Source organism: Planctomycetaceae bacterium (genome assembly GCA_039680605.1).
In the GTDB taxonomy this organism is placed as follows: Bacteria; Planctomycetota; Phycisphaerae; order SM23-33; family SM23-33; genus JAJFUU01.
The window spans coordinates 133,263-153,890 of record JBDKTA010000009.1; the positions used below are offsets into that span (position 1 = coordinate 133,263).

Sequence of the window (20,628 nt, forward strand, 5' to 3'; positions counted from 1 at the left end):
AATTTGGTGAAATCTTCCGTGCTGAGTCTTCCTCAGCGTCCTCTGCGACCTCTGCGGTGAATAATTACCCGCGTTACGCCTTGACGATCTTGTTCTTTCCGCCTTTGACCTTCTTGGTCGCGTTTCGGGTGTCGATGACCAGTTGGGCGCTGTCGACGATGGCCTGGTAATCGTACGAGCTGTGGTCGGTGCTGATGACCACCGCGTCATATGCAGCCAGCATTTTGGCGGAGAGCTTCTTGGAGGTCTTCTTGAGGTCGTGCTCGCGCATCTTGTGAGTGCGGGGCACGTGCGGGTCGTTGTAGTCGACCTTGGCGCCGCGATATTCCAGCAGCTCGATCAGCTCCAGCGAGGGGCTCTCGCGAACGTCGTCGATATCCTTCTTATACGCCAGGCCCAGCACCAGCACCTTCGAGCCTTTGAGGGCCTTGCCGCGCCAGTTCAGGGCGTACATCAGCTTGTTGATGACGTACTGCGGCATCGAGACGTTGATTTCGCCGGCCAGCTCGATGAACCGCGTGCTCATGCCGTACTGGCGGGCCTTCCACGACAGGTAGAACGGGTCGATCGGAATGCAGTGCCCGCCCAGGCCCGGGCCTGGATAGAACGCCGTGAAACCGAAGGGTTTGGTCGAGGCCGCACGGATCACTTCCCAGATGTCGATCCCCATGCGGTCGAAGAGGATCTTCAGCTCGTTGACCATCGCGATATTGACGCAGCGATAGGTGTTCTCGAGGATCTTGCACGCCTCGGCGGCCTCGCAACTGCTGACGGGCACGACCGTCTCCAGCGCTTGCTCGTAGCATGCTACAGCCGCGTCAAGCGAGGCTTTGTCGAACCCGCCGACGACCTTGGGAATAGTTCGCGTGGAAAAGTTCTTATTGCCCGGGTCTTCTCGTTCGGGCGAGAAGGCCAGGTAGAAGTCCTTGCCCGCCTTGAGACCGCCGGCCTCGAGGACCGGAAGCATGACCTCGCGCGTGGTCCCGGGATAGGTGGTGGACTCCAGGACGATCAACTGGCCTTTTCGCAGCGTCTTGGCGATGGCGGCGGCGGTGGCCTCGATATAGGTCATATCCGGTTCCCGCATCTTCGTCAGCGGCGTGGGCACGCAGATGAGGATGCAGTCGGCCTCTTTCATGCGGGCAAAATCGGTGGTCGGCTCGAAGAGGCCGCCGGCGATCATCTTCTTGACGACGGCCGAGGGGATGTGCTCGATGTAGCTCTTGCCGGCCTTGAGGGCCTTGACCTTTTCCGGATCGACGTCGAACCCCATGACGTTGACGCCTGAACCGGTGAATTCCCGCACCAGTGGCAGCCCCACATAACCCAGACCTACCACGCCGACGGTGGCCTTCTTGCTTCTGATCTTGTTCACCAGCTCTTTGGACATTGCAGCCCTTTCTGTCAAGCCAATAGGTTATCCAGCCATTTGCTTGCCGGAATCTTATTCCCGATTATCGGCATGCAACCGCCAAAGGCACAATATCAAATTATTGCATTCACCATCGACTTTGCCATTAAGCTCGGTATAATCCGAACCATCCGAAATAATTGCCGGCAGAACCACACAGAAACCAAAGCGTATAACCCGGTGGAGTGATTTTCGTTCATGCCTCCCAGACCCAGACAACCTGCCCAGGCAGGAATGACTTTGGCCCAGAAGATTCTCCAGGACCTCAATCAATCGGCCGCTCCGAAGCGTGCGTATACCGATGGCGACCTGGCGACCGTTCTGCAGGCGCCGGCGTATCCGTCGATGGCCGAACCATCGCCCCCGCTGCGCGAGATGAGCGTCACGCAACTGGCCGCCCCGCGGCGGGCCCAGCGAATCATGCTCGACCTGGGGATTACCACCATCGGGCAACTGCTTGATACGCCCGTGCGGAACCTGATGTCCCAGTGGAGCTTTGCCGAACAATCTTTCGCACGCCTGCAGCAGCAGCTCGTGCGACTGATGTTCCCCCAGGCTGACCCGGGCAGCCACGAGGTCGATTACGCCTCGTACGCCGCCATGGTCGCCAGCATCATCAAACCGGCAATCTCAAACCGCCGCATGGCCCAGATCGTGCAGGCGCGGTTGGGCAGCGAAGGCAAACCCCAGACGCTGGCCGCGCTGGGCAGAACGTACGACATCACGCGCGAGCGCGTGCGGCAGATCGAGCAGGTTGGCATGGAGCAGCTCAAGGCCGCCACGACGCGCCGCCGAATGGCACGGTTCTGGAAGGAAGTCTGGACCATTCTCGAATCATGGAAGCGGCCTTACCCGATCTCGCGGCTGGCCAAGAGCCTGGCCACGCGGATGGCTTGGAGCGAGCCGCCGCCGGTGCGCTCGCTGCAGCGGTTGCTGGAATTGCACGCGGAGTTGGAACGGGACAGCGACGGTAACGTCTGGACGAAGGGGTCCGCTTGCGAGTAAGATGGGGGCGTTCACTCTCGCTCCGGCCATGCGATGCGGCATAGGTCTGGAGGGGGACTTGCCAGGAGTATGCCATGGGAGTCAAAGCTGTAGATTTGCGCAAAGGGATGGGCGTCAAGTGGGAAGGCAACGCGTGCGTGGTGCATTCGATGCAGCACGTGGCCAAGGGCAATAAGCGCTCGTACATGCAGGTCGAGTTGCGCAACATCAAGACCGGGCAGATCCTGCCCAACCGCTTCCGCGTCGATGAGATGCTTGATGAGGCATACCTGGAACGCAAACCCTTCGAGTTCCTCTATGCCGCCGGCGACAAGCATATTTTGATGGACACCGAGTCGTTCGAGCAGATCGAGATCCCCGCCGACATCATCGGCGACCGGGCCGTCTTCCTCACCGCCAACCTGCCCGTCGAAATTTCCTTCGTCGAGGGCGTGGCCGTGCTGGCGGACCTGCCCAACACCGTCGAGCTCAAGATCGTCGAGACCCCGCCGGAAGTCAAAGGCGCCACCGCCCAGGCCCAGCTCAAAGAAGCCACCTGCGAAGGCGGCGCCCGCATCCGCGTGCCGTCGTTCATCGCCCTGGGCGAAGTCGTCAAAGTCGACACCCGCACCGGCGAATACCTCGGCCGGGCGTAGATCGGGAGCGGGGAGAGCGGGATTACGCGGACTGGGGTATTGAATTGACTACAGTAACCACTACAGCTTGGGCTGCCTCCCCCGGACGTGTTGGATCAGCGACCGGTAGGGCGCCGGGGCCACTTGTGCAGCCTGCTGAACCAAACGATAGAACAGCTTGCCGCGGTAATTAGAGGTCCGGCGGTAAAACCGGAAGGCGAACTCATCGAGGTAGTAGTCCAGATGATCAGCACTGATCGCGCCTTGATGCGTCCCCAGTAGCCATCGCTTCAGCAGAGAGATGACGCGGTGGGCGTACGGAAGTAGATCCTCCTCCGCGCCAGGCACGTCCAGTCGGCCCTGCTTGCCAGGCTGATGCTTGTAGCCCAAGGACCTCAAGCCGCTGTATCCGGACCATCCATCGGTCTCCACAGCGCTACCGGGTTCCACACTGTCTGTGACGAAGGCGTGAAGACTGGTCGCCGACGCGTCCTGTATCCGGCGCATGCGGACTCGTCCACATTTGCGACCATCTCGCTCTACCGCAACCCCGATGAGTGCCTTTTTGCCTGGTTCTCGGCCTTGGCGCCCTTCCTCCAGGCCGCCCCAATATGTTTCATCTACCTGAACCAGCCCGTGCAGACGATCTCGGCCGGGACGAACCATGGCCCGCCGTAACTTATGCAACCATGCCCAAGCCGTTCGGTAGCTGCCCAGCCCCAACACGCGCTGCAGGCCCAAGGCGCTGGTGCCATTCTTCTGGCTGGTCACCCACCACATGGCGCGAAACCACGTGCTCAATGGCTTGTGGGTGTCCTGGAAGATGGTGCCGGCCGTTACCGACGCCTGAAAACCACACTCGGGACAGATCAGCAAGTCGCTCTTTCTTCGCCAGTATCGTCGCCCATCGCACCGAGGGCAGACAAAGCCGGTCGGCCAGCGGAGCTCGAACAGATACTGCCAGCACTGTTGCGGAGTGCCGAACTGCTCCTCAAACTCTTCCAGCGACTTTGGATAATGCTCTTCCATTGTCGCTCGACACTACAGGTGGGGTGTACTGTAGTCAATTCAATACCCGGATACGCGGATTAAGAAGATTAAGAGGATTGGGAAGAAGCAAGAACCCGGTCCAAAGATCTCCTCTGCGGTCGAGCTCTTGCTTTGTTAGCGGTCGAGCATGCTCGACGCGGTTTCTCAACTGACACATCCCACCAACAGCGGACAAGTCATTTGTGGTCTGCCTTGTGAACGAAGCGGCCGAGGACCTGCAAGTTCATAAAATATACTGTGTGCTTTATGACAAGCAGTCCCTTGAACAAGGTTTTCTCCGCGTCATTGACGACAGCGGCGAGGATTATCTTTATCCTTCGTCCTGGTTCACTCCCATCGACCCGCCGGCCAAGGTGAAGGACTCACTCCTTCTGCACGCCAAGTGATGCCAGCGCCTCAGAGCCCCAACTTCCCTTCTTGATCTGCACGTCAATTCTGTCATCGCCGAAGGTCAAGGTGACATCCCATGGCTCTTGGCTGATGAGCATCTTTATGACGCGCTGCCCTGCAACGCCACAGCAGGAGAGTTTGACGAAGCCTGGCCATACATGCCGCCTCTCGATGGCATTATAACGCCCGGGCAAGGCCAGGCTTCGTTTTCCTCCACTATGTCTCCGGTTTTGCCGTTGGGCGGCCACGTATAATGATGCAGAAAGGAACGGCCTATGGATATCGAACGGTACATCAAGGACTCCGGAGCCCAGTACGAAAAGCATGAGCATCCGACGGCGTATACGGCCCAGGAACTGGCGGCCGAGGAGCATGTGCCCGGCGATGCGGTGGCCAAGGCCGTCGCCGTGGCGGCAGACGATCGCTGCGTGCTGGCGGTGCTTCCGGCGACGCATAAGATCGACTTGGACCGCCTGGCCGAGGCGCTGAACGCCCGCCACTGCGTCCTGGTAAACGAGGACAGGATGGCCGATCTGTTCCCGGACGTGGAGTTGGGCGCCGAGCCGCCGTTCGGCCAACCGTACGGACTGGAGACGGTCGTCGACGAACCGCTGACGCGATGCAAGACGATCACCTTCAACGCCGGCTCGCACAACCTGGCGATCCGCATGCGCTTCGACGACTACCGCAAACTCGCCCAACCCAAAGTCGCGGAGTTTTCGAAGCACATCTAAAACCACCGTCCGGGCCGGCAGCTGCCAGCGCGGCGATACCGGGGGCCGATGGCTATGACGCTTTCTTGAAGCGCACTCCGATGTCCCCGCGCGGAAGACGCACGATAATTTCCAGCTCGCCGCCCATGGCCTCAACCAGACGTCGTAGCGTGGTGATCTGCATGTCGTCCTGGTTCTCGAGCTTCGACAAGCTCGGCTGAGTGATGCCCAGTTTTGACGCAAGCTCTTCCTGCGTCAGGCCGACATACTTGCGAATTTCGGCAAGCAACATCTCGGCCATCATCTCATTGGCCAGAGCGTCCGCTTGGGCCAGTTGCTCGGGCGTCATCTTCTCTCGCAGCTTCTTGAAAGGATGGTGTGCCATCAGATCAATCCTTCTTCCCTCAGTTCATCCAGATAATCATCAAATAACGCATCGGCTAGAGGGATCATGCGATCATAAAAGCGGTCGTCGCCCGTCTTGTCGCCGCCGATCAGAAGAATCGCGCAACGTCGTGGGTCGAAAGCAAAGAAAGTTCGCAACGGCCGTCCCTTGCACTGCGTTCGCAACTCTTTCATGTTCGAGTGCCGAGAGCCATTAATCGTATCAGCGTGAGGACGCGACAATTGCGGGCCTGAATGCTCCAGCAGCCGGACGCTCGCCTCAAGGCATGCCTGCTCGGAAGGCTCAAGCGTTTCCCACCACTGACCGAACTCGTCTGTGTATTCCACTTCCTACACACTTGGCATTATAGCTTAAAAGCGATATGCGTCAACAGCTATATTCAGAAATCCCTCTGGACGGCCTACTCGTTGCCGCGGACGGCCAGGGCGGTGGGCAGGGCGATCATTTCGGCCAGGGCGACGTCGTCGTCGGTGAAGGGTTGTTCGCCTTTGCGGTAGAGGACCACCAGGCCGATCATTTCGCCGGCGGCGGGGACCAGCGGGACAGCCAGCACCGTCAGACCGGGCAGGAAATTTCGGATGGCCGGGTCGAACTCCTCGGCCCGCATTCCCGCGTCAATCACCTGGCAGATGGGTTCGGCCAGCACCGATTCGATGATCGGCCTGGTAAGCCGACTGCAGAAATTGAAGCCGTCGGGCGTGGGCACGCCGAAGCGCCCGGCGATCTGCAACTGGGCTGAACCGTCGCACACCATAGCCGCCCCGAACACCGCCCCGCTTTGCCCGACGATCAGCTTGAACAGCGAGCGGAAGATATCGTCGTCGGTGCGGGCGAGGATCAGTTCGCTCTGGTATTCGATCACCATCTGCTGGCGGGCCATGCGGGAGCTGAGCGAGCGGTAGGCGGCTGTCAGCTCGGCGCAGGTGGTTTCGAGCTGGCGGGTGACGCTCTTTCGCTGGAGGTTGCTGTGGCGGGCGAGGCGTCGCAGCTGGATGCTCCGGCGCCGCGCGAGGGTCTGGTTGTCCTTCTGGGCCAGGGCGGCCGAGACGGTCTGCCGCAGGCGCTCGATGTCCAGGGGCTTTGACATGATCTCCAGCGGGCGGCGACGCGAGGCTTCGGTCATCGCGGCGGCGTCAGGGCGCCCGGTGATGACCACGGCAGGAACGCCCGCGTCGAGGGCGTCAAGCACGTCCAGGCCGGTGCAGTCGCCCAGGTTCAAGTCGGCGACGATCAGGTCCGGGGGATGGATGGCGGCTCGCTGGAGGGCTTCTCTGCCGCTGGCGGCGGTGATGATTCGGCAATTTTCGCTGTCGAGGGCGTCGGTCAACAGATCGCGCAGGGCGGGCTCGTCATCGACCACCAGCACCGTTCTGCGTTGTGTCGCCGTTGCCATGGTTTGCCTGCTCTGCCTTGGGCAGTTGCACGTACACGGCCGTGCCTTGGCCTTTGCGGGAGCGGATGAAGATCTGCCCGCGGTTGTTCTCGACGTATCGGCGAGCCAGGGGCAGCCCCAGCCCGCGGCGGCGTCCGGCGGCCTGCAGCGAGAAAAACGGCGTAAAAACATGCTGCAGCGTCGCCTCGTCCATGCCCGGGCCGCTGTCGGAAACGCTCACGAGCACCGCGTCGCGAACCTCGTCCAACCGCCCGGTCAGCGTGATCGTTCCGCCGCTGTCACCCAAGGCCGTCACGGCGTTGGCGATCAGCTCGGTCAGCACCCTGCGAATCTGCTGCCGGTCTGCCAGGACGGCGGGAACGTCGTCGCCAACGTGTATATCGACGAGCGGATGCGCGGCTTGAGTAGCGACCGAAGAAAATTCGCGAACGGCCTCTGCAGCCAGGGCCCGCACGTCGATCGCTTCGGGCTTGGCCGGCTCGGGGCGGGCGTACTCCATGAGGTTGGAGATGATGTCGCTGATGCGCTGGGCCTGGTCGGCGATGAGCTGCCAGGTCTGCCGCTCGGCGTCGCTGGTCGCGGCGCTGCGCATGAGCTGGGCGCGCCCCGAGACGATCGCCAGCGGATTGTTCATCTCGTGGGCCGCCCCGCCGGCCATCTCGCCCACCGCCGCCATCGCCTGCGCCTGTGCGACCGCGTCGCGCCGTGCGGCCACCGCCTCGCCGGAGCGGGCGAACTCTTCGTTCATCTGCACGGCGCGCTCGCGCGCCTGCACGAGCACGAGCGAGTCGCTCAGCGCCTCGGCGGTCAGGGCGGCCGTGGCGGCTACCAGCGCATCGGGGGCCTCGGCCGCCCGCACGAGCACGCCCCCGACGAGCACGCCCTGGCACAGCAGCGGATAGTGCAGGTAGCGCGTGGCGTCGATCCACTCGTCGAACCCGCGCACGTCGACGCACGACATAGCCGGAATCTGCAGCGCCTGGGGAACCTGCCGCGTGGGGCTCATCGCCGCCAGCCAGTCCCCCGCCGCCACGCTCTGCCATCGCCATCGCGGCGACCCGTCGCAGCAGACCGCGAGCATTTCATCGCCGGCACGGTCGAGCGAATACGCCACCACCGGCCAAGCCGCACTGGGAGGCTGGCGGCAGGCCCAGGCCATCGCCTCGGCGACGGCTACCAGCACGTCGCACAGCGCCGCCCCGCCTCGCAGCGCCCCGCTGATTCGCCGCGCCTGGTCAAAGGCGTCGGCGCGGACGGTCGTCTGTTCGAGCCGCTGCAACAGAATGTCGTTGAGCCGCCCCAGTTCGGCATTGGCCCGCGAGAGTGCGGTTCCCATAAGCCCTGGCATGGCAATGCCAGGGTTCCCCGACCCGTTGAGCCCCAACAATTCCAACCGCCGCGCAACCTGCTCGGGCAGGGCCTTGCGCACCCGATCGAGCACGTCGCGCGAAACGCCGGCGGCGTCCGCCCGCTCCTCGATCCCCCACGGCCCGGAGGCCCCGGCGAGCGTCGAATATCCCAACTCGTGCGCCAGGCTGTCCGCCAGCGACAGCAGCGTGATCAGGCGGGAATCCCCCAGCGTCGCCGAGACGCCGCCGGCGGGCTGATGGCTCAGCCAGATGCTGTCCTGGATGCTGCGGCTGAAACCCCAGTGCTCGGCCAGCCGCCGCCCCACCGTCGGATGGTCGATCCCCAGAATCTGGTGCTCGCACTGGCGGATGTCGCCGCCGCGCCCGTCAGCGGCGGCTTCAAGCACGCGCTGATAGCTCTTGGGCACCGATTGCCAGAGCGCCAGTTGCCCGATGTCCTGGAGCAGCCCGCAGGCGAAGGCCACATCGGCGCCGGCGGCGGAGGTCTGTTCGGCCAGCATCGCCCCCGCGCACGCCACGGCTACACTGTGCGTCCAGAACGCCTTGTGCTCGCCGGCGGCGCCATTGCCGGCGGCGAGCATGGGAGCCTTGAGCACGGCCGAATACACGCAGCCGGTCGGGACGGCTTGGACGGCCTGCTCGGGCGTTTCCGCTTTGCCGTATTCGGCGTTGGCACGGCGCAGCAGGGCGGCCGACAGCGAAACGTCGGAGGCGATCAGTCGCGTCAGCGGATCCGCCGCGGTGAGCCGGTCGGAGATGTCGCGACCCTTGATGAGTTCTGCCGCCCGCAGCACCACGCACGGCAGGGTCGGCAGCGGCGGGAGCTGTCGGATCATGAGATCCAGTTGGCGCAGTCCCAGCCGCCCTCCCTCGTTGATATTTCCAGCTTTGTCGTTCACGCGTTTAAGCGGCGCCCGGACGATTCGTCAAGAGCCCTACCCTCGCACCAGGCTGATGATGCGTTGCCTGACCTGGTCGATATCGAAGGGTTTCTTGACGAAATCGTCGGCGCCGGCCTCCTTAAGTTTCTCCAACTCGGCGGGGTTCACCACGCCGGAGATGATCAGGATGCGGATGTGTTCGAGGTCGGGGTTCTCGTGGATCGTGCGGCAGACCACGTTGCCGTTGACGTCGGGCAGCATGTAGTCCAGCACCACCAGGTCCGGACGGAACTGCTGGGTCAGCACGCCGGCGTCGTAGCCGGTGCTGGCGGTCTTGACCTCGAACCGCCCGTCGTTGCCCAGCACCTCGCGGAACAAATCCAGAATCGCCTCCTCGTCGTCGACCACCAGCACGCGAATGATGTCGCTCTCGAGCGAATCCAGCGGGATGTTGTTGGCCTTCATGAAGTCGATCAGGGCCTGGCGAGGAATGCGGCGGAACTTGCTGCCCGGTACGCGGAACCCCTGGAGTTGTCCGCTGTCGAAGCAGCGGATGATCGTCTGCTGGGACAGCTTGCAGACGTCGGCCGCCTCACCTGTGGTGAAAACCGCTTTATGTCTCATTGTCATTCTACCTATCCCCAGCCGCGCCAAGCCTGCAGTTACCCTAGGCGATGCAGTCGGCGATACTTGTGCATATTAACATACAAACCGCCAAACGACAAGTTTTCAGGGACAAACTGGATAATTGCAACTCAATGCCTCGTTCTGGGGCGGCTTCCCTTTTCTTGCACTTTGTTGTACTTTTCACAGCGATCTCGGGGAAGCGGTCGAGGCGGCGGTATCCTGGAAAAGGCACCCGACCAAGGTAACAATTGTCTTTTCTTGTCTGTCTTGGGCCTAATTCAGAATGCGGTATTTGCCTAACCCCTTTGGCTCCAGATACTTATATAACTCCCCCATTGTCCTCCCCTGATGCCCAGACAATGCAAGCGGCGGCGCATATAAAAAGGGCACAACCGAAGTCGTGCCCTTTGATCTTAACCTGAGGCTGCAACTATGTTCCGGGGAGCAAATCCGCCAGTAGCCTCTCGACGGCCGCATCTATCCGCTCGGGGGTCTCGTACGTTCCGGCGGCGATTTCCTCTTTGACCCTGGCGATCAGCTCAGTGCGCACTTCGGGCACTTCGCGTATCTTCATCGCCAGCTTGGCTGCGGTAGAGATCTCGACCGTGTCGGCGGTCTGACCGAGCCGATGGATCGCGCCCTTGGATGCGATAGACCCGGTCGGTTCTACGGGACTGGGGGCTCCGGCACCTGTTACGCCATTGACATTCGCCATGGTCATCCTGTCTGCCTGTCCCGCGTCGGCACCCCAGCGTGGCAGGCACTTCATAATCATCCGGCGATCCATCCCTGGAACCACCGGTGGCGCCGCAAAGGGCTCAACGTCACCTGCCGTAAGGACCGTCGCGCATCCCTGGCGACTGCTCCCACGGCCACTGCCTGGCTGCATCTCAATGTACCATCATGCCTATCGACTGAAACTCCAGAAAATCTTGAGAACTTCAATCAATTTTCGCGCTGATCTTATTATGGGATTCGTCATGGCCAAGGGCCAATCCTTCTGAGGGGGGAAAGTCGCGGCGGAGGCACCAAGTATTTATCAAAGCCGTTGGCTGGCTTTGATGAATACTTGCGCCCAGAGGAGGAACCAGCCCTAAATGAAGAAGTAATTCAAGAAAACGAATTACTTCTTCATTTAGTGCCTCCGCCGCGACTTTCCCCCCTGACTGAGGCGGTGCCCGGGCAGCCATCCGGTCCGGCGGCCTGGCGGAGCGGTCGCACCTGCGGCTGGGGTTTGCAGCGGCGAAGCTGGCGCCAACTGCCGTTGGCCCGGCGGACGTCTTCCACCGTGTAGAACGCCTGGGGATTGAAGGACTTGACCACATCGAGCACTTCAGGCAGGTCTCCGCGGCGGATCACGCTGAAGATCACGTTGACTTTGCCCAGGGCCCCCTGGGCGTCGATGCACGTCACGCGGTGGTTTCGCCGGCGGAGCTCTTCAACCAACTCCTCGCCCCGTACCTGCGGGATCACCCGCAAGATGATCGTCCCCATCGCCAGCTTTTCTTCGATCATCAACCCGACGAACGTCCCGAGCCCGTACCCGCCGGCATAGGCGAAAAAGCAGATGACATTGTCGAGGTTTCGCACCACCTGGGCGATGGCCGTGATCCAGATCAGCACCTCAAAGAACCCCACCACCGGCGCCAGCAGTTTCATCCCGCGCGAAAGAAACAGCACCCGCAGCGTCCCGAGGCTGACATCCACCACCCGCGCGGCAAATATCAGAACCGGAAGCACCCACCACCAATTGCTGTCACCCTGAAAAAACTCGTAAAGGTTCATAGTTGATCCTGCCCCCCAGCAGCGCGCCCGCCCCGCCATCATTATTATCGACCCGCCGATCCGATGCGGCCAATAAATGCAACGTCATGAGCCTCGGCGGAGTTTGCGGAAAACCAGAATCTTGCCGATGCTGTCATCGGGACTGTCCCGTTGTAATCCCGCCCGTGGCGTGGCAGAATGTCGAACGTGGATCGCGGCGCATGTGACATCCTGGGGCGCGTTGGCGGCAGTTCATGTCGAGTGGTGCTGCTTCGCGGACCGGCCGGGTCCGGCAAGACACGAGCCTGCCTGGAGTTCTATCGCAGCTTCGAGCCCACCTCGACGCGGCGGTGTCTGTACCTGGTGCCCAATGCCCCGGCGGGGTCTTCCGTGCGCCGGCAGTTGCTCTCGGCCGGCGGGGGCGTGCTGGTGGCGCCGATGGTGCGGACCTTCGCGGAACTGGCTCAAGGCGTCCTGGCGGCCTCGCCGTCGCCGGGGCGGTTGATGAGCGGACCGGCGCGCATGATCCTCCTGCGGCGGATCGTCGACGAGCTCTCGGCGAGTCGAAAGCTCGAGGCCCTCGAGAGCGTCGTCGACACGCCGGGCGTGGTGGCGGCGCTGGACCGGGCCATCGCCGAGCTCAAGCGGGCGGCGATCGAGCCAGAAACGCTGGCGCAAGCGGTGGCTGGCGGGTCGGCCAAGTGCCGCGACCTGCTCAATGTCTACCGCCTCTACCAGGACCATCTTCTGCGGCACGGGCTTTACGACGTCGAGGGGCAGATGTGGCAGGTGCGCGACGTGCTGACCTCGGCCGACGGCGGGTTCGGGGATCGTGGCTCTGCGGGCCTGCGGCCCTGCGCGCCACGGCACCCGGAAACATCACTGCCCGGCCTGGAGACCGTAGCGGCGGTGGCAGTAGACGGTTTTACTGACTTCACGCCCACGCAGCTTGCAATCCTGTCGCTGCTGGCCCGTCGTAGCGAACGGATACTGATCACGCTGCCCTGGGCCCAGGACGGCCGCGAGCGGATGTGGCACTGGACCGCCCGCACACTGAATAAAATTCGCGAGACCTTCGGGGGCGATCTGGAAGAGATCGCCCTGGACGCTCCCGCCGGGGGGGGCGGTCTGGCTGAGCTGGCCGGAAAGCTGTTCACAGCCGACGCGCCGCCGATGGCGTCGCCGGGCGCCCTTCGCGTCGTGGCCGCGCCGGGGACCGAGGCGGAAGTCTGGGCCGTCGCTCAGGCGGTCAAGAAGCTGCTCGTCGGCGCAGACTCACAGGCTGGAAAGCCTGTGCCACCGGGAAGCATCGCCGTGCTGGCACGTTCGCTCGAGGCGTACCGCCCCACTATCGCACGGGTCTTCGCCGCCTGCGACATTCCGATCGCGCACCCGTCCGGGCCGCTGACCGACGAGCCCATCGTGCGGTTTCTGCTGGCGGCGGCCGCCATCGCGCCGCGCCAGGAGTTCGCCGACGTGCTGGCGGTGCTGCGGAGCAGCTACTTTCGTCCGCAGGCGCTGGGGGATTTCACGCCCGCCACTGCCGCCGTCGCCGAGATGATCATCCGCCAGGGCAACGTGCTGGAAGGGCGCGCCGCCTACGCGCGGGCGGTGAAGTCCTACGCAGCCAGGGCGGCCCGCGCCGAGGCGGATAATGAGGATGGCGAGGAGCCGGCTGTCAGACTGGGTCCGCTGGATTGTTCGCGCGATGAGATCGTCAATGCCGGCGAAATGCTGGAGCGGCTTTTTGATCTGACTGACGCGGCAGCAACGAGCGGAATAGCCAAGTTGGTCGACGAGTTGCAACTTCGCGCCGCCGCGTGCGGCCATGCCGACACGCTGCTCGTGGCCCGCGACTTGCGGGCGCTGGCGGCGCTGGAAGGTGCGCTGGGGGAACTCGAAGGGGCCGCGGCGGGGATCGTGGCTGTCGGGCTGGCGCCCTCCCGCCACGGCACTCTTCCGCTGCCGCACCTTCGCAGCGCGCTGGGCGCGGCGGCGGCCAAACCGGCGCGCACTGAGTCGCTGGTCGACGTGCTGGACGTTCTTGACGCCCGCGCGGTGCGGTACGAGCACGTCTTCATCCTGGGCCTGGGCGAAGGGCAGTTCCCCCCCGCGTCCGCCGAGAGCCCGCTGGCGGGCGAGGCGGACCGGACACTCTGGGCGGCCCGGGGCATCGAACTCGACAGCCGCAGCGACCTGACAGCCCGCGAGATGCTGCTGTTCTACCTGGCGATCTCGCGAGCGGAGCAGAGCCTGACGCTGACGTACCAGCACACCGATGCCGGCGGGCGGGCCGGGTCGCGCGGAGCGTTCCTCGAAACGCTGCTGGAGTGCATCGACTCGCCCAGCGAAAGCAAGATACCGCCGGGCGCTTTCGTGCCCCCGCAAGCCGAAATCGCCTGCCGCCAGGACGCAGTGAACGCCGGGATCGGCGGCCTCTTCGATTCCAGCAGCCCCCCCGCCGGCGGCGCCTTGGCGTGGGCGGCCGCGAACGAGCGGGCGGCGGTCTCGCTGGCGGCGCGGGGCATCTGGGCCCGCCACCGCCGATGGCTCAGCGCGCCCTGCGACGCCTACGACGGACGCATCGGCGACCCATCGCTGCTGGCGGCGCTGGGAAAGCACTTCGGCGAAGACCACGCATTTTCCGCCAGCCAGCTCAACACGTTCGGCCTGTGCCCGTGGCGGTTCTTCGGCAAGTACGTGCTGCAGTTGGAACCGCTGGAGGAGCCGCAGCGCCGCATCGAGCCGGTCGAGCGCGGAATCTTCTGCCACGAGGTGCTTTGCCGCGTGATGATGCGCCTGCGTGACGGCGGAGCGGTGCGGCTGGCCGCTGTCGGCGCCGATGCCCTGGCGGCTGCCCTGACCGATGCGGTCGCCCAGGCCTCGGATGTGCTGGGCGCCAAGTACGCCGCCTACCCGCGCCTGTGGGAATTGCAGCGACAGCGCATGCACCAGGATATCGGCGACTACCTCGCCGCCCGCTCATCCCAGGACGCCTTGGCCGCCGAGTCGGTGGCCTTCGAGCTGGGCTTCGGTCTCGATGCCCGTGCGGCCGAGGGCCCTGCCGATCCGGCTGGCACGAACGAGCCCGTGAGCATCGCCACGCCGACAGGGACCGTGCGCGTCAAGGGCAAGATCGACCGCGTCGATCGCGTGAGCTTCGAAGGGCACGAGGGGCTGATGGTCGTCGACTACAAGACCGGCGCCCTGCCGCGACCCGACGCCATCAAGGCCGCCCAGAACGTGCAACTGCCCGTCTACATCAAAGCCGCCGAGGCGCTGCTGGGGGCCAAATGCATCGGCGGCCTGTTTGACCACGTCAGCGGCGGCAAGGTCCGACGCCTGTTTTTCGCCGAGATCGCCTGCTCGCGGGGCAAGTACAAGATCAACGAGGCCTTCGCTGAGCAACTCGATGAGGCCCTGGCGGCCATCGGGCGCACGGTCGAGTCCATCCGCGCTGGGCGATTCGACCTGATGCCCGCCGGCGGGTGCGACTACTGCGACTATCGCCAGATCTGCCAGTACGTCGAGGCGCGGCAGGAGGTTAAAGCTGCCGCCGGGGAGCATGGGCGGGACGCCCATGCCACACAGCAAGAGCATGGGCGGGACGCCCATGCCACACTGCAGGAGGGTGCCACGCACAACTCCGTTGTGCGTGTCCCTGACCGTTCCGCCGACGACTCCCAAGAGCATGGGCGAGACGCCCATGCCACACAGCAAGAGCATGGGCGGGACGCCCATGCCACACAGCAAGAGCATGGGCGAGACGCCCATGCCACACAGCAAGAGCATGGGCGGGACGCCCATGCCACAAAGCAAGAGCATGGGCGGGACGCCCATGCCACACAGCAAGAGCATGGGCGGGACGCCCATGCCACGGGGGAGGGTCCCCCATGAGCGAGGCGGCGCCCAAACTGACCGCGGTGCAGGCCCAGGCCGTTGAGAACGGCCGACAGAGCCTGGCGCTATCCAGCGGGGCCGGCTGCGGCAAGACGCTCGTGCTGGCGCTGCGGTTCACGCGGTTGCTTGAAGAACACCCCGACCCCGCCAACGCCCTGGGGCGCCTGGTGGCTATCACGTTCACCGAGAAAGCCGCCGCCGAGATGCGCCAGCGCGTGCGGCGAGAGCTGACCAAGGCCGCCCACCGCACCACCGGCGAGGCGCGCCGGCAGTACCGCCAGTGGATCTCGCAACTCCCCCAGGCGCGCATCTCGACGATCCACAGCTTCTGCTCGGCGCTGCTGCGCAGCCGGGCCATCGAGGCGGGAGTCGATCCGGATTTTGCCGTCTGCGCCGACGAGATGCTCAGCAGGTCGATGATCGCCGACGCCGCACAGCAGGCGGTGCTCGAGGCCGTCGAGGGCGGCGGGCAGGAGATCGCCGACCTGCTGGCGGCCTGCACGTTCCAGCGCGTGCTCGACCAGGTGCGAGACCTCGTCGACATGCGCAGCCGCTTCAACCCTGCAGATTTCACCGACCCGGCCATCACGCTGAAGCGATGGCAGGACGCCCTGCCGCGGCTTCGCAGCGCCGCCTGGCAGAGGCTGGAGAATGACGCGGTCATCCGGACAGCCCTGGCGGAGCTGGCGACGTTCCATTGCACCTCGCCGGCGGACAAACTGCTGGCATTTCACGAGCAGGCGCTGGAGCTGGGTCAGCGGCTGGTGGGCGACGCCGCGTCGCGCACACCCGAGACGTTCGAGCAGATGGCGGCAGTGCGCCCCGTGGCGGTTGGTTCCGATAAAAGCTGGGGCGGCGAAAAAGGCGCCGCCAAGGCCGTGCGAGACCAGATCAAGCTGCTGCGCGAGCGGCTCGAAACGGAATACGAGATTTTCTCGCGAGAGATCGGTCCGGCCGACAAGCAGGCGGCGGAACTGCTGGCCACGCTGGCGCAGGCCGCGGTAGCGGCGACGAAAATCTACGACGCCCGCAAGCGCGCCCGGGGATTGCTGGACTTCGAAGACCTGCTTATCCGCACTGAGGCGCTGCTGGCAGCCGACGCGTCCGTGCGCGACAGCCTGGCCCGCCAGGCGGACCAGTACCTCGTCGATGAGTGCCAGGACACCGACGCGCTGCAGATGCGGCTGTTGAACTGGCTGATCTGCGGCCGCGGCGAGGGCGGGGCGGTTCCCGAGGGCAAGCTGTTCCTGGTAGGCGACGCCAAGCAGAGCATCTATCGCTTCCGGGGGGCGCAGGTGGAGGTTTTCGAGCAGCTCTGCACGCGCCTGGGGCGCGAGGGCAACAAGAGCTTGGACATTTCCTTCCGCACGCACCGCGCGGGGCTGGAGTTCGTCAACCATCTCTTCGCTCCGCTGCTGGAAGTGGCACAGGCTTTCCAGCCTGTGTCGGCATCACAGCCTGGAAAGGCTGTGCCACAGTACGTGCCCGTCAAGGCCAATCGAAAGGAACTGCCGCCCGGGCCTTCAGTCGAGATTCTGCTGGCCGCGCCCCAGGACGGCGGCGACGACGCCCGCACCATGGCCCAGGCCCAGGCGGTGCTCACGGCCAGGCGAATCCACCAGATGATCGCGAACCAGGAAAGGCGCGTCTGGGACCGCCAGGCCAACGACTGGCGGGCGGTGCGCCCCGGCGACATCGCCATCCTCTTCGCCCGCATGACGCCCAGCCCGGACTTCGAGCGGGCCCTGGCCGCGTGCGACGTCCCCTACTACGTCGTGGCCGGCACGGGCTTCTTCCGACAGCAGGAGGTTTTCGACCTGCTCAACGCCCTGCGCGTCATCGACAATCCCTTCGACGACGTCTCGCTGATGGGCGTGCTCCGCAGCAGCATGTTCGCCCTGGACGACAACGCCCTGATGCACATCGCCTCGCGCTGCAGCCGCCCGTACCTACACGCGTTGCAGGCGGCGGACCTGTCCGATGCCCTGCCGCCCGGTGACGCCGCCGCGCTGCGGACGGCTGTCACGTGCATCACCCGCCTGCATGCAGCCAAGGACGCGATGGCCATCGATGCGATGATCGGCGAGCTGCTGGGCGCGACCGGATTCGAAGCCTCGCTGCTGGCCCAGGGACGCGGCAGCCGCCCCCTGGGCAACCTGAGGATGCTGATCGACATGGCCCGGCGGGCCTCGTCCGACGGGATGAGCCTGGCCGCCTTCATCGCCCAGGCCGGCGAGATGATCCTCGACGACTCGCGCTACGAGCAGGCGGCGGTGGCGGCGGAAGAGCAGGACGTCGTTCGCCTGATGACAATCCACAAGGCCAAGGGGCTGGAGTTCCCCGTGGTGATCGTTCCGGACCTCAGTTCCGGCAGCCGCCCCTCGACCGCCGCCGTTCTGGGACGCGCCGATCTGGGCCTGACGTGCAAACCGCCCCAGCCCGATGACGGCGAAGAAGACGCGCCCACCCCGCTGATGTACGACCTGGCCCGGCGACTCGAAGCGGCGGAAGATCGACGCGAGGATCTGCGCCGACTCTACGTCGCCGTCACGCGCCACCAGGACCACCTGATCCTCGTCGGCGCCGATGTCCGCAGCGAGAGCGGGCAGTTCAAACCCTCCTCCAGTCCGCTGGCCGAGATGGACTCGGTGCTGGGCATCGCCGCGGCGATCGACTCGGGCCAACAGACGCTGCCTTACGCCGGCGGGTTCCAAGCCAGCGTTGCCAGCCAGGCGGCGGGGGCGATGCCCCGGATAAAACCGGCGGCTCGCAAGGGGACGGCCCTGCTGGCGCAGTCGGCGAATGGGGATGATTTGGCGGCAAGAGTTCTTGACGCCGCCGGAGGGGAGAGTCTCGCCGACACGGCGGCTGAGAAACGGCCGCCATCTGGAGTTCCGGGGCTGCTGGGGGTCCTGCCGGCAGAGAATGCGCAACTCACGGTGGCGGTGACGGCTTTGGCGGATTTTCAAACCTGTCCCATGCTTTACCGCTGGCGCTACGAACTGGCCGTGCCGGAGATTCCCGCCCGTGCGATCATTGGCAAACAGGGCGACGGCGATGAAATCGGTGTCGCCATGCCACCGGGCCCTGCTATCGCCGGGTTCGATGCCGCCCAGCAAGGCACGCTGTTTCATCGGTGCATGGAACTGCTGAATCCGCCGGCCGCCCAGACGGCGGGCGAACTGGTGTCCGCCGCGGCGGCGCAGTTGGGGATGGACCTGGGCTCCCAAGCCACCGAGGCCGCCGCGCAGTTGCAGGACATGCTCGACCGCCTGGTTGCCCAGCCGTTCTGGGGCGGTCTGTCCAGCAGCCGCCGGCGACTGCCGGAGCTGTCCTTCGCGTTGGAATGCGGCCGCCTGACGCTGCGCGGGCAGATCGACCTGCTGTACCAGGACGAGGGCGGATGGCACATCATCGACTACAAGAGCGACCGCGTCACCCCGGACGACGTGCCCGCCAAGGTCGAGCACTACCGCCTTCAGATGGCCGCTTACGCCCTGGCAGCGGCGAAAATTCTGGGCGAACCGGTGGCCGACGCGACTCTGTACTTCCTTCGCCCGGGCGTGGCGGCGTGCGTCTACGCCGGTCAAAGCGGGCAGGCGGCCCGGTCGACGATCGACGCGGTGGCTGAGGAGTTGCTCCGCTGCCGCCGCGGCGGGCGCTTTGAGCGCCGCCGGGGCCAGTACTGCAATTACTGCCACTACCGAACCTTGTGCGAATGATGCGGGGAAAGTCGCGCCGTTTCCATCTCTGGGCGCAAGTATTCATCAAAGCCAAACAGCGGCTTTGATAAATACTTGGTGCCTCCGCCGCGACTTTCCCCGCATGACTGAGGCATTATAAAACCCGTTGAATATTGACCCCGACGCGGTATGATCGTGATGCAACGGGGTTAGACCCGTATTGGGTCTGATCGTGTCTTTTAAGGACGGATATTCGACATGGTTCTGTACTTCATCCGCATGATCTTTCTGCTGATCGTCATTGCGCTGACGACGTTCTTCGCGTTCCAGAAAGACGCGGCCTCCCAGGGCGAGGTCACCTCCCGCGGGACGGCCTACATCATCCTTTATATCACCATCCCGGTGCTGGCGGCCTTTGCCCTGGTGCTGGTGGACATCCTCTGGCGCCGCAAGCGCCTGCAGATGATCAGCGGTTTGTTCTTCGGGATCATCGGCGGGCTGATTATCGCCTTCGGTCTGGGGCTGATCGTGGACCTGGTAGCCCAGATTTTCCCGGTCTTCAATCAGGACCAGGGGCTCAAGCTGGCCGTGCCGCTGGTGAAGGTGCTCGTCGGGGCCATGGCGGTCTTCCTGTGCGTGACGTTCGTGCTGCAGACCAAGGACGACTTCCGCTTTGTGATTCCCTACGTCGAGTTCGCCAAGGAGTCCCGCGGCCCGCGCCCGCTGCTGCTGGACACGTCGGTGATCATCGACGGGCGCATCGCCGACGTCGCCGCCACGGGCATCCTGGAGTCCGAAGTCATCGTCCCGCGATTCGTGCTGACCGAACTGCAGGCCGTGGCGGATTCGGCCGACAAGCTCAAGCGAAACCGCGGTCGCCGCGGACTGGACGTGCTGGACAAGCTGCAGGACAGCCCCAAGCTCAACCTGGTCATCTCGGACCTGAGCATTCCGGACGTGGAAGTCCTTACCGAGGTCGACGCCAAGCTCGTGGCGATGGCCCGCCACATCAACGCCCGCGTCGTCACCAACGACTACAATCTCAACAAGATCGCCCAATTGCGCGGCGTGGACGTGATCAACATCAACGACCTGGCCAACGGTCTCAAGCCCGTCGTCCTGCCCGGCGAATCGCTGAAGATCAAGGTGCTGCGCCCCGGCGAAGACTCCGGCCAGGGGGTCGGATACCTCGACGACGGAACGATGGTCGTGGCCGAGCAGGCGCGCGACTTTATCGGTCGCGAGATCACGATCGTCGTCACCAGCGTGCTGCAGACCTCGGCCGGTCGGATGATTTTCGGCAAGCTCGACGCCGATCGCACGCTGGGCCCCAACGGGCGTCCGAAGCCTTCGGCGCAGGTCTGAGATTTGGGATTTCCGCCGGATACTGAAAGCGGCGCCCTATTCGTCTCTGGCATCGG

Annotated in this window: 16 protein-coding genes; 7 read left to right on the plus strand and 9 right to left on the minus strand. The window is 64.5% G+C overall.

Going from position 1 to position 20,628, the window contains the following annotated elements; genetic code table 11:
- Nucleotides 1-73: 73 nt before the first annotated feature.
- On the minus strand, nt 74-1,390 hold the full coding sequence (locus ABFD92_03230; GenBank protein ID MEN6503529.1) for a nucleotide sugar dehydrogenase: 1,317 nt from the start codon (nt 1,388-1,390) through the stop codon (nt 74-76).
- 261 nt (nt 1,391-1,651) lie between these two features.
- On the opposite strand from ABFD92_03230, the gene ABFD92_03235 reads away from it, so the two are divergent.
- Both ABFD92_03235 and efp read left to right on the plus strand, forming a co-directional pair.
- Nucleotides 1,652-2,416: a sigma factor-like helix-turn-helix DNA-binding protein gene (locus tag ABFD92_03235; protein MEN6503530.1), complete on the plus strand. Its 765-nt coding sequence runs from the start codon at nt 1,652-1,654 to the stop codon at nt 2,414-2,416.
- Nucleotides 2,417-2,490: 74 nt separating this feature from the next.
- The gene (gene efp / locus ABFD92_03240; protein ID MEN6503531.1) at nt 2,491-3,051 is read left to right on the plus strand and encodes an elongation factor P; all 561 of its coding nucleotides are present in this window, start codon (nt 2,491-2,493) and stop codon (nt 3,049-3,051) included.
- 60 nt (nt 3,052-3,111) lie between these two features.
- Here efp and ABFD92_03245 read toward each other — a convergent pair whose 3' ends face one another.
- Nucleotides 3,112-4,059, minus strand: coding sequence for an IS1595 family transposase (locus ABFD92_03245; GenBank protein ID MEN6503532.1), 948 nt, complete (start codon nt 4,057-4,059; stop codon nt 3,112-3,114).
- Between the two features lie 215 nt (nt 4,060-4,274).
- On the opposite strand from ABFD92_03245, the gene ABFD92_03250 reads away from it, so the two are divergent.
- Both ABFD92_03250 and ABFD92_03255 read left to right on the plus strand, forming a co-directional pair.
- Entirely contained in the window at nt 4,275-4,466 is a 192-nt protein-coding gene (locus ABFD92_03250; protein ID MEN6503533.1) for a hypothetical protein, read from the plus strand.
- 279 nt (nt 4,467-4,745) lie between these two features.
- Entirely contained in the window at nt 4,746-5,204 is a 459-nt protein-coding gene (locus ABFD92_03255) for a YbaK/EbsC family protein (GenBank protein ID MEN6503534.1), read from the plus strand.
- Between the two features lie 52 nt (nt 5,205-5,256).
- On the opposite strand, the gene ABFD92_03260 is transcribed toward ABFD92_03255, so the two are convergent.
- From ABFD92_03260 to ABFD92_03290, 7 genes are all read right to left on the minus strand, one after another.
- Nucleotides 5,257-5,568 carry an XRE family transcriptional regulator gene (locus tag ABFD92_03260; GenBank protein MEN6503535.1) on the minus strand — a complete coding sequence of 104 codons (312 nt, stop codon included), beginning with the start codon at nt 5,566-5,568 and terminating at the stop codon, nt 5,257-5,259.
- On the minus strand, nt 5,568-5,915 hold the full coding sequence (locus tag ABFD92_03265; protein MEN6503536.1) for a type II toxin-antitoxin system RelE/ParE family toxin: 348 nt from the start codon (nt 5,913-5,915) through the stop codon (nt 5,568-5,570). Before ABFD92_03265 ends, ABFD92_03260 begins: the two co-directional genes overlap by 1 nt.
- A 74-nt stretch (nt 5,916-5,989) precedes the next feature.
- Nucleotides 5,990-6,982 carry a response regulator gene (locus tag ABFD92_03270; GenBank protein MEN6503537.1) on the minus strand — a complete coding sequence of 331 codons (993 nt, stop codon included), beginning with the start codon at nt 6,980-6,982 and terminating at the stop codon, nt 5,990-5,992.
- Nucleotides 6,939-9,188 carry an HDOD domain-containing protein gene (locus ABFD92_03275; protein ID MEN6503538.1) on the minus strand — a complete coding sequence of 750 codons (2,250 nt, stop codon included), beginning with the start codon at nt 9,186-9,188 and terminating at the stop codon, nt 6,939-6,941. Before ABFD92_03275 ends, ABFD92_03270 begins: the two co-directional genes overlap by 44 nt.
- 99 nt (nt 9,189-9,287) lie before the next feature.
- Nucleotides 9,288-9,863: a response regulator gene (locus ABFD92_03280; GenBank protein MEN6503539.1), complete on the minus strand. Its 576-nt coding sequence runs from the start codon at nt 9,861-9,863 to the stop codon at nt 9,288-9,290.
- A gap of 427 nt (nt 9,864-10,290) precedes the next feature.
- Nucleotides 10,291-10,635 carry a flagellar biosynthesis anti-sigma factor FlgM gene (locus ABFD92_03285; GenBank protein ID MEN6503540.1) on the minus strand — a complete coding sequence of 115 codons (345 nt, stop codon included), beginning with the start codon at nt 10,633-10,635 and terminating at the stop codon, nt 10,291-10,293.
- Between the two features lie 356 nt (nt 10,636-10,991).
- The gene (locus ABFD92_03290) at nt 10,992-11,645 is read right to left on the minus strand and encodes a DUF2179 domain-containing protein (GenBank protein ID MEN6503541.1); all 654 of its coding nucleotides are present in this window, start codon (nt 11,643-11,645) and stop codon (nt 10,992-10,994) included.
- Nucleotides 11,646-11,831: 186 nt separating this feature from the next.
- Between ABFD92_03290 and ABFD92_03295 the strand changes: the two genes are divergently transcribed.
- The 3 genes from ABFD92_03295 to ABFD92_03305 all read left to right on the plus strand — a co-directional run bounded on the left by ABFD92_03295 (nt 11,832) and on the right by ABFD92_03305 (nt 20,572).
- Nucleotides 11,832-15,521, plus strand: coding sequence for a PD-(D/E)XK nuclease family protein (locus ABFD92_03295; protein ID MEN6503542.1), 3,690 nt, complete (start codon nt 11,832-11,834; stop codon nt 15,519-15,521).
- Complete coding sequence (locus ABFD92_03300) at nt 15,518-19,246, plus strand: UvrD-helicase domain-containing protein (GenBank protein ID MEN6503543.1); 3,729 nt, start codon at nt 15,518-15,520, stop codon at nt 19,244-19,246. Before ABFD92_03295 ends, ABFD92_03300 begins: the two co-directional genes overlap by 4 nt.
- A 219-nt stretch (nt 19,247-19,465) precedes the next feature.
- Nucleotides 19,466-20,572 carry a PIN domain-containing protein gene (locus ABFD92_03305; GenBank protein ID MEN6503544.1) on the plus strand — a complete coding sequence of 369 codons (1,107 nt, stop codon included), beginning with the start codon at nt 19,466-19,468 and terminating at the stop codon, nt 20,570-20,572.
- Nucleotides 20,573-20,628: the final 56 nt, after the last annotated feature.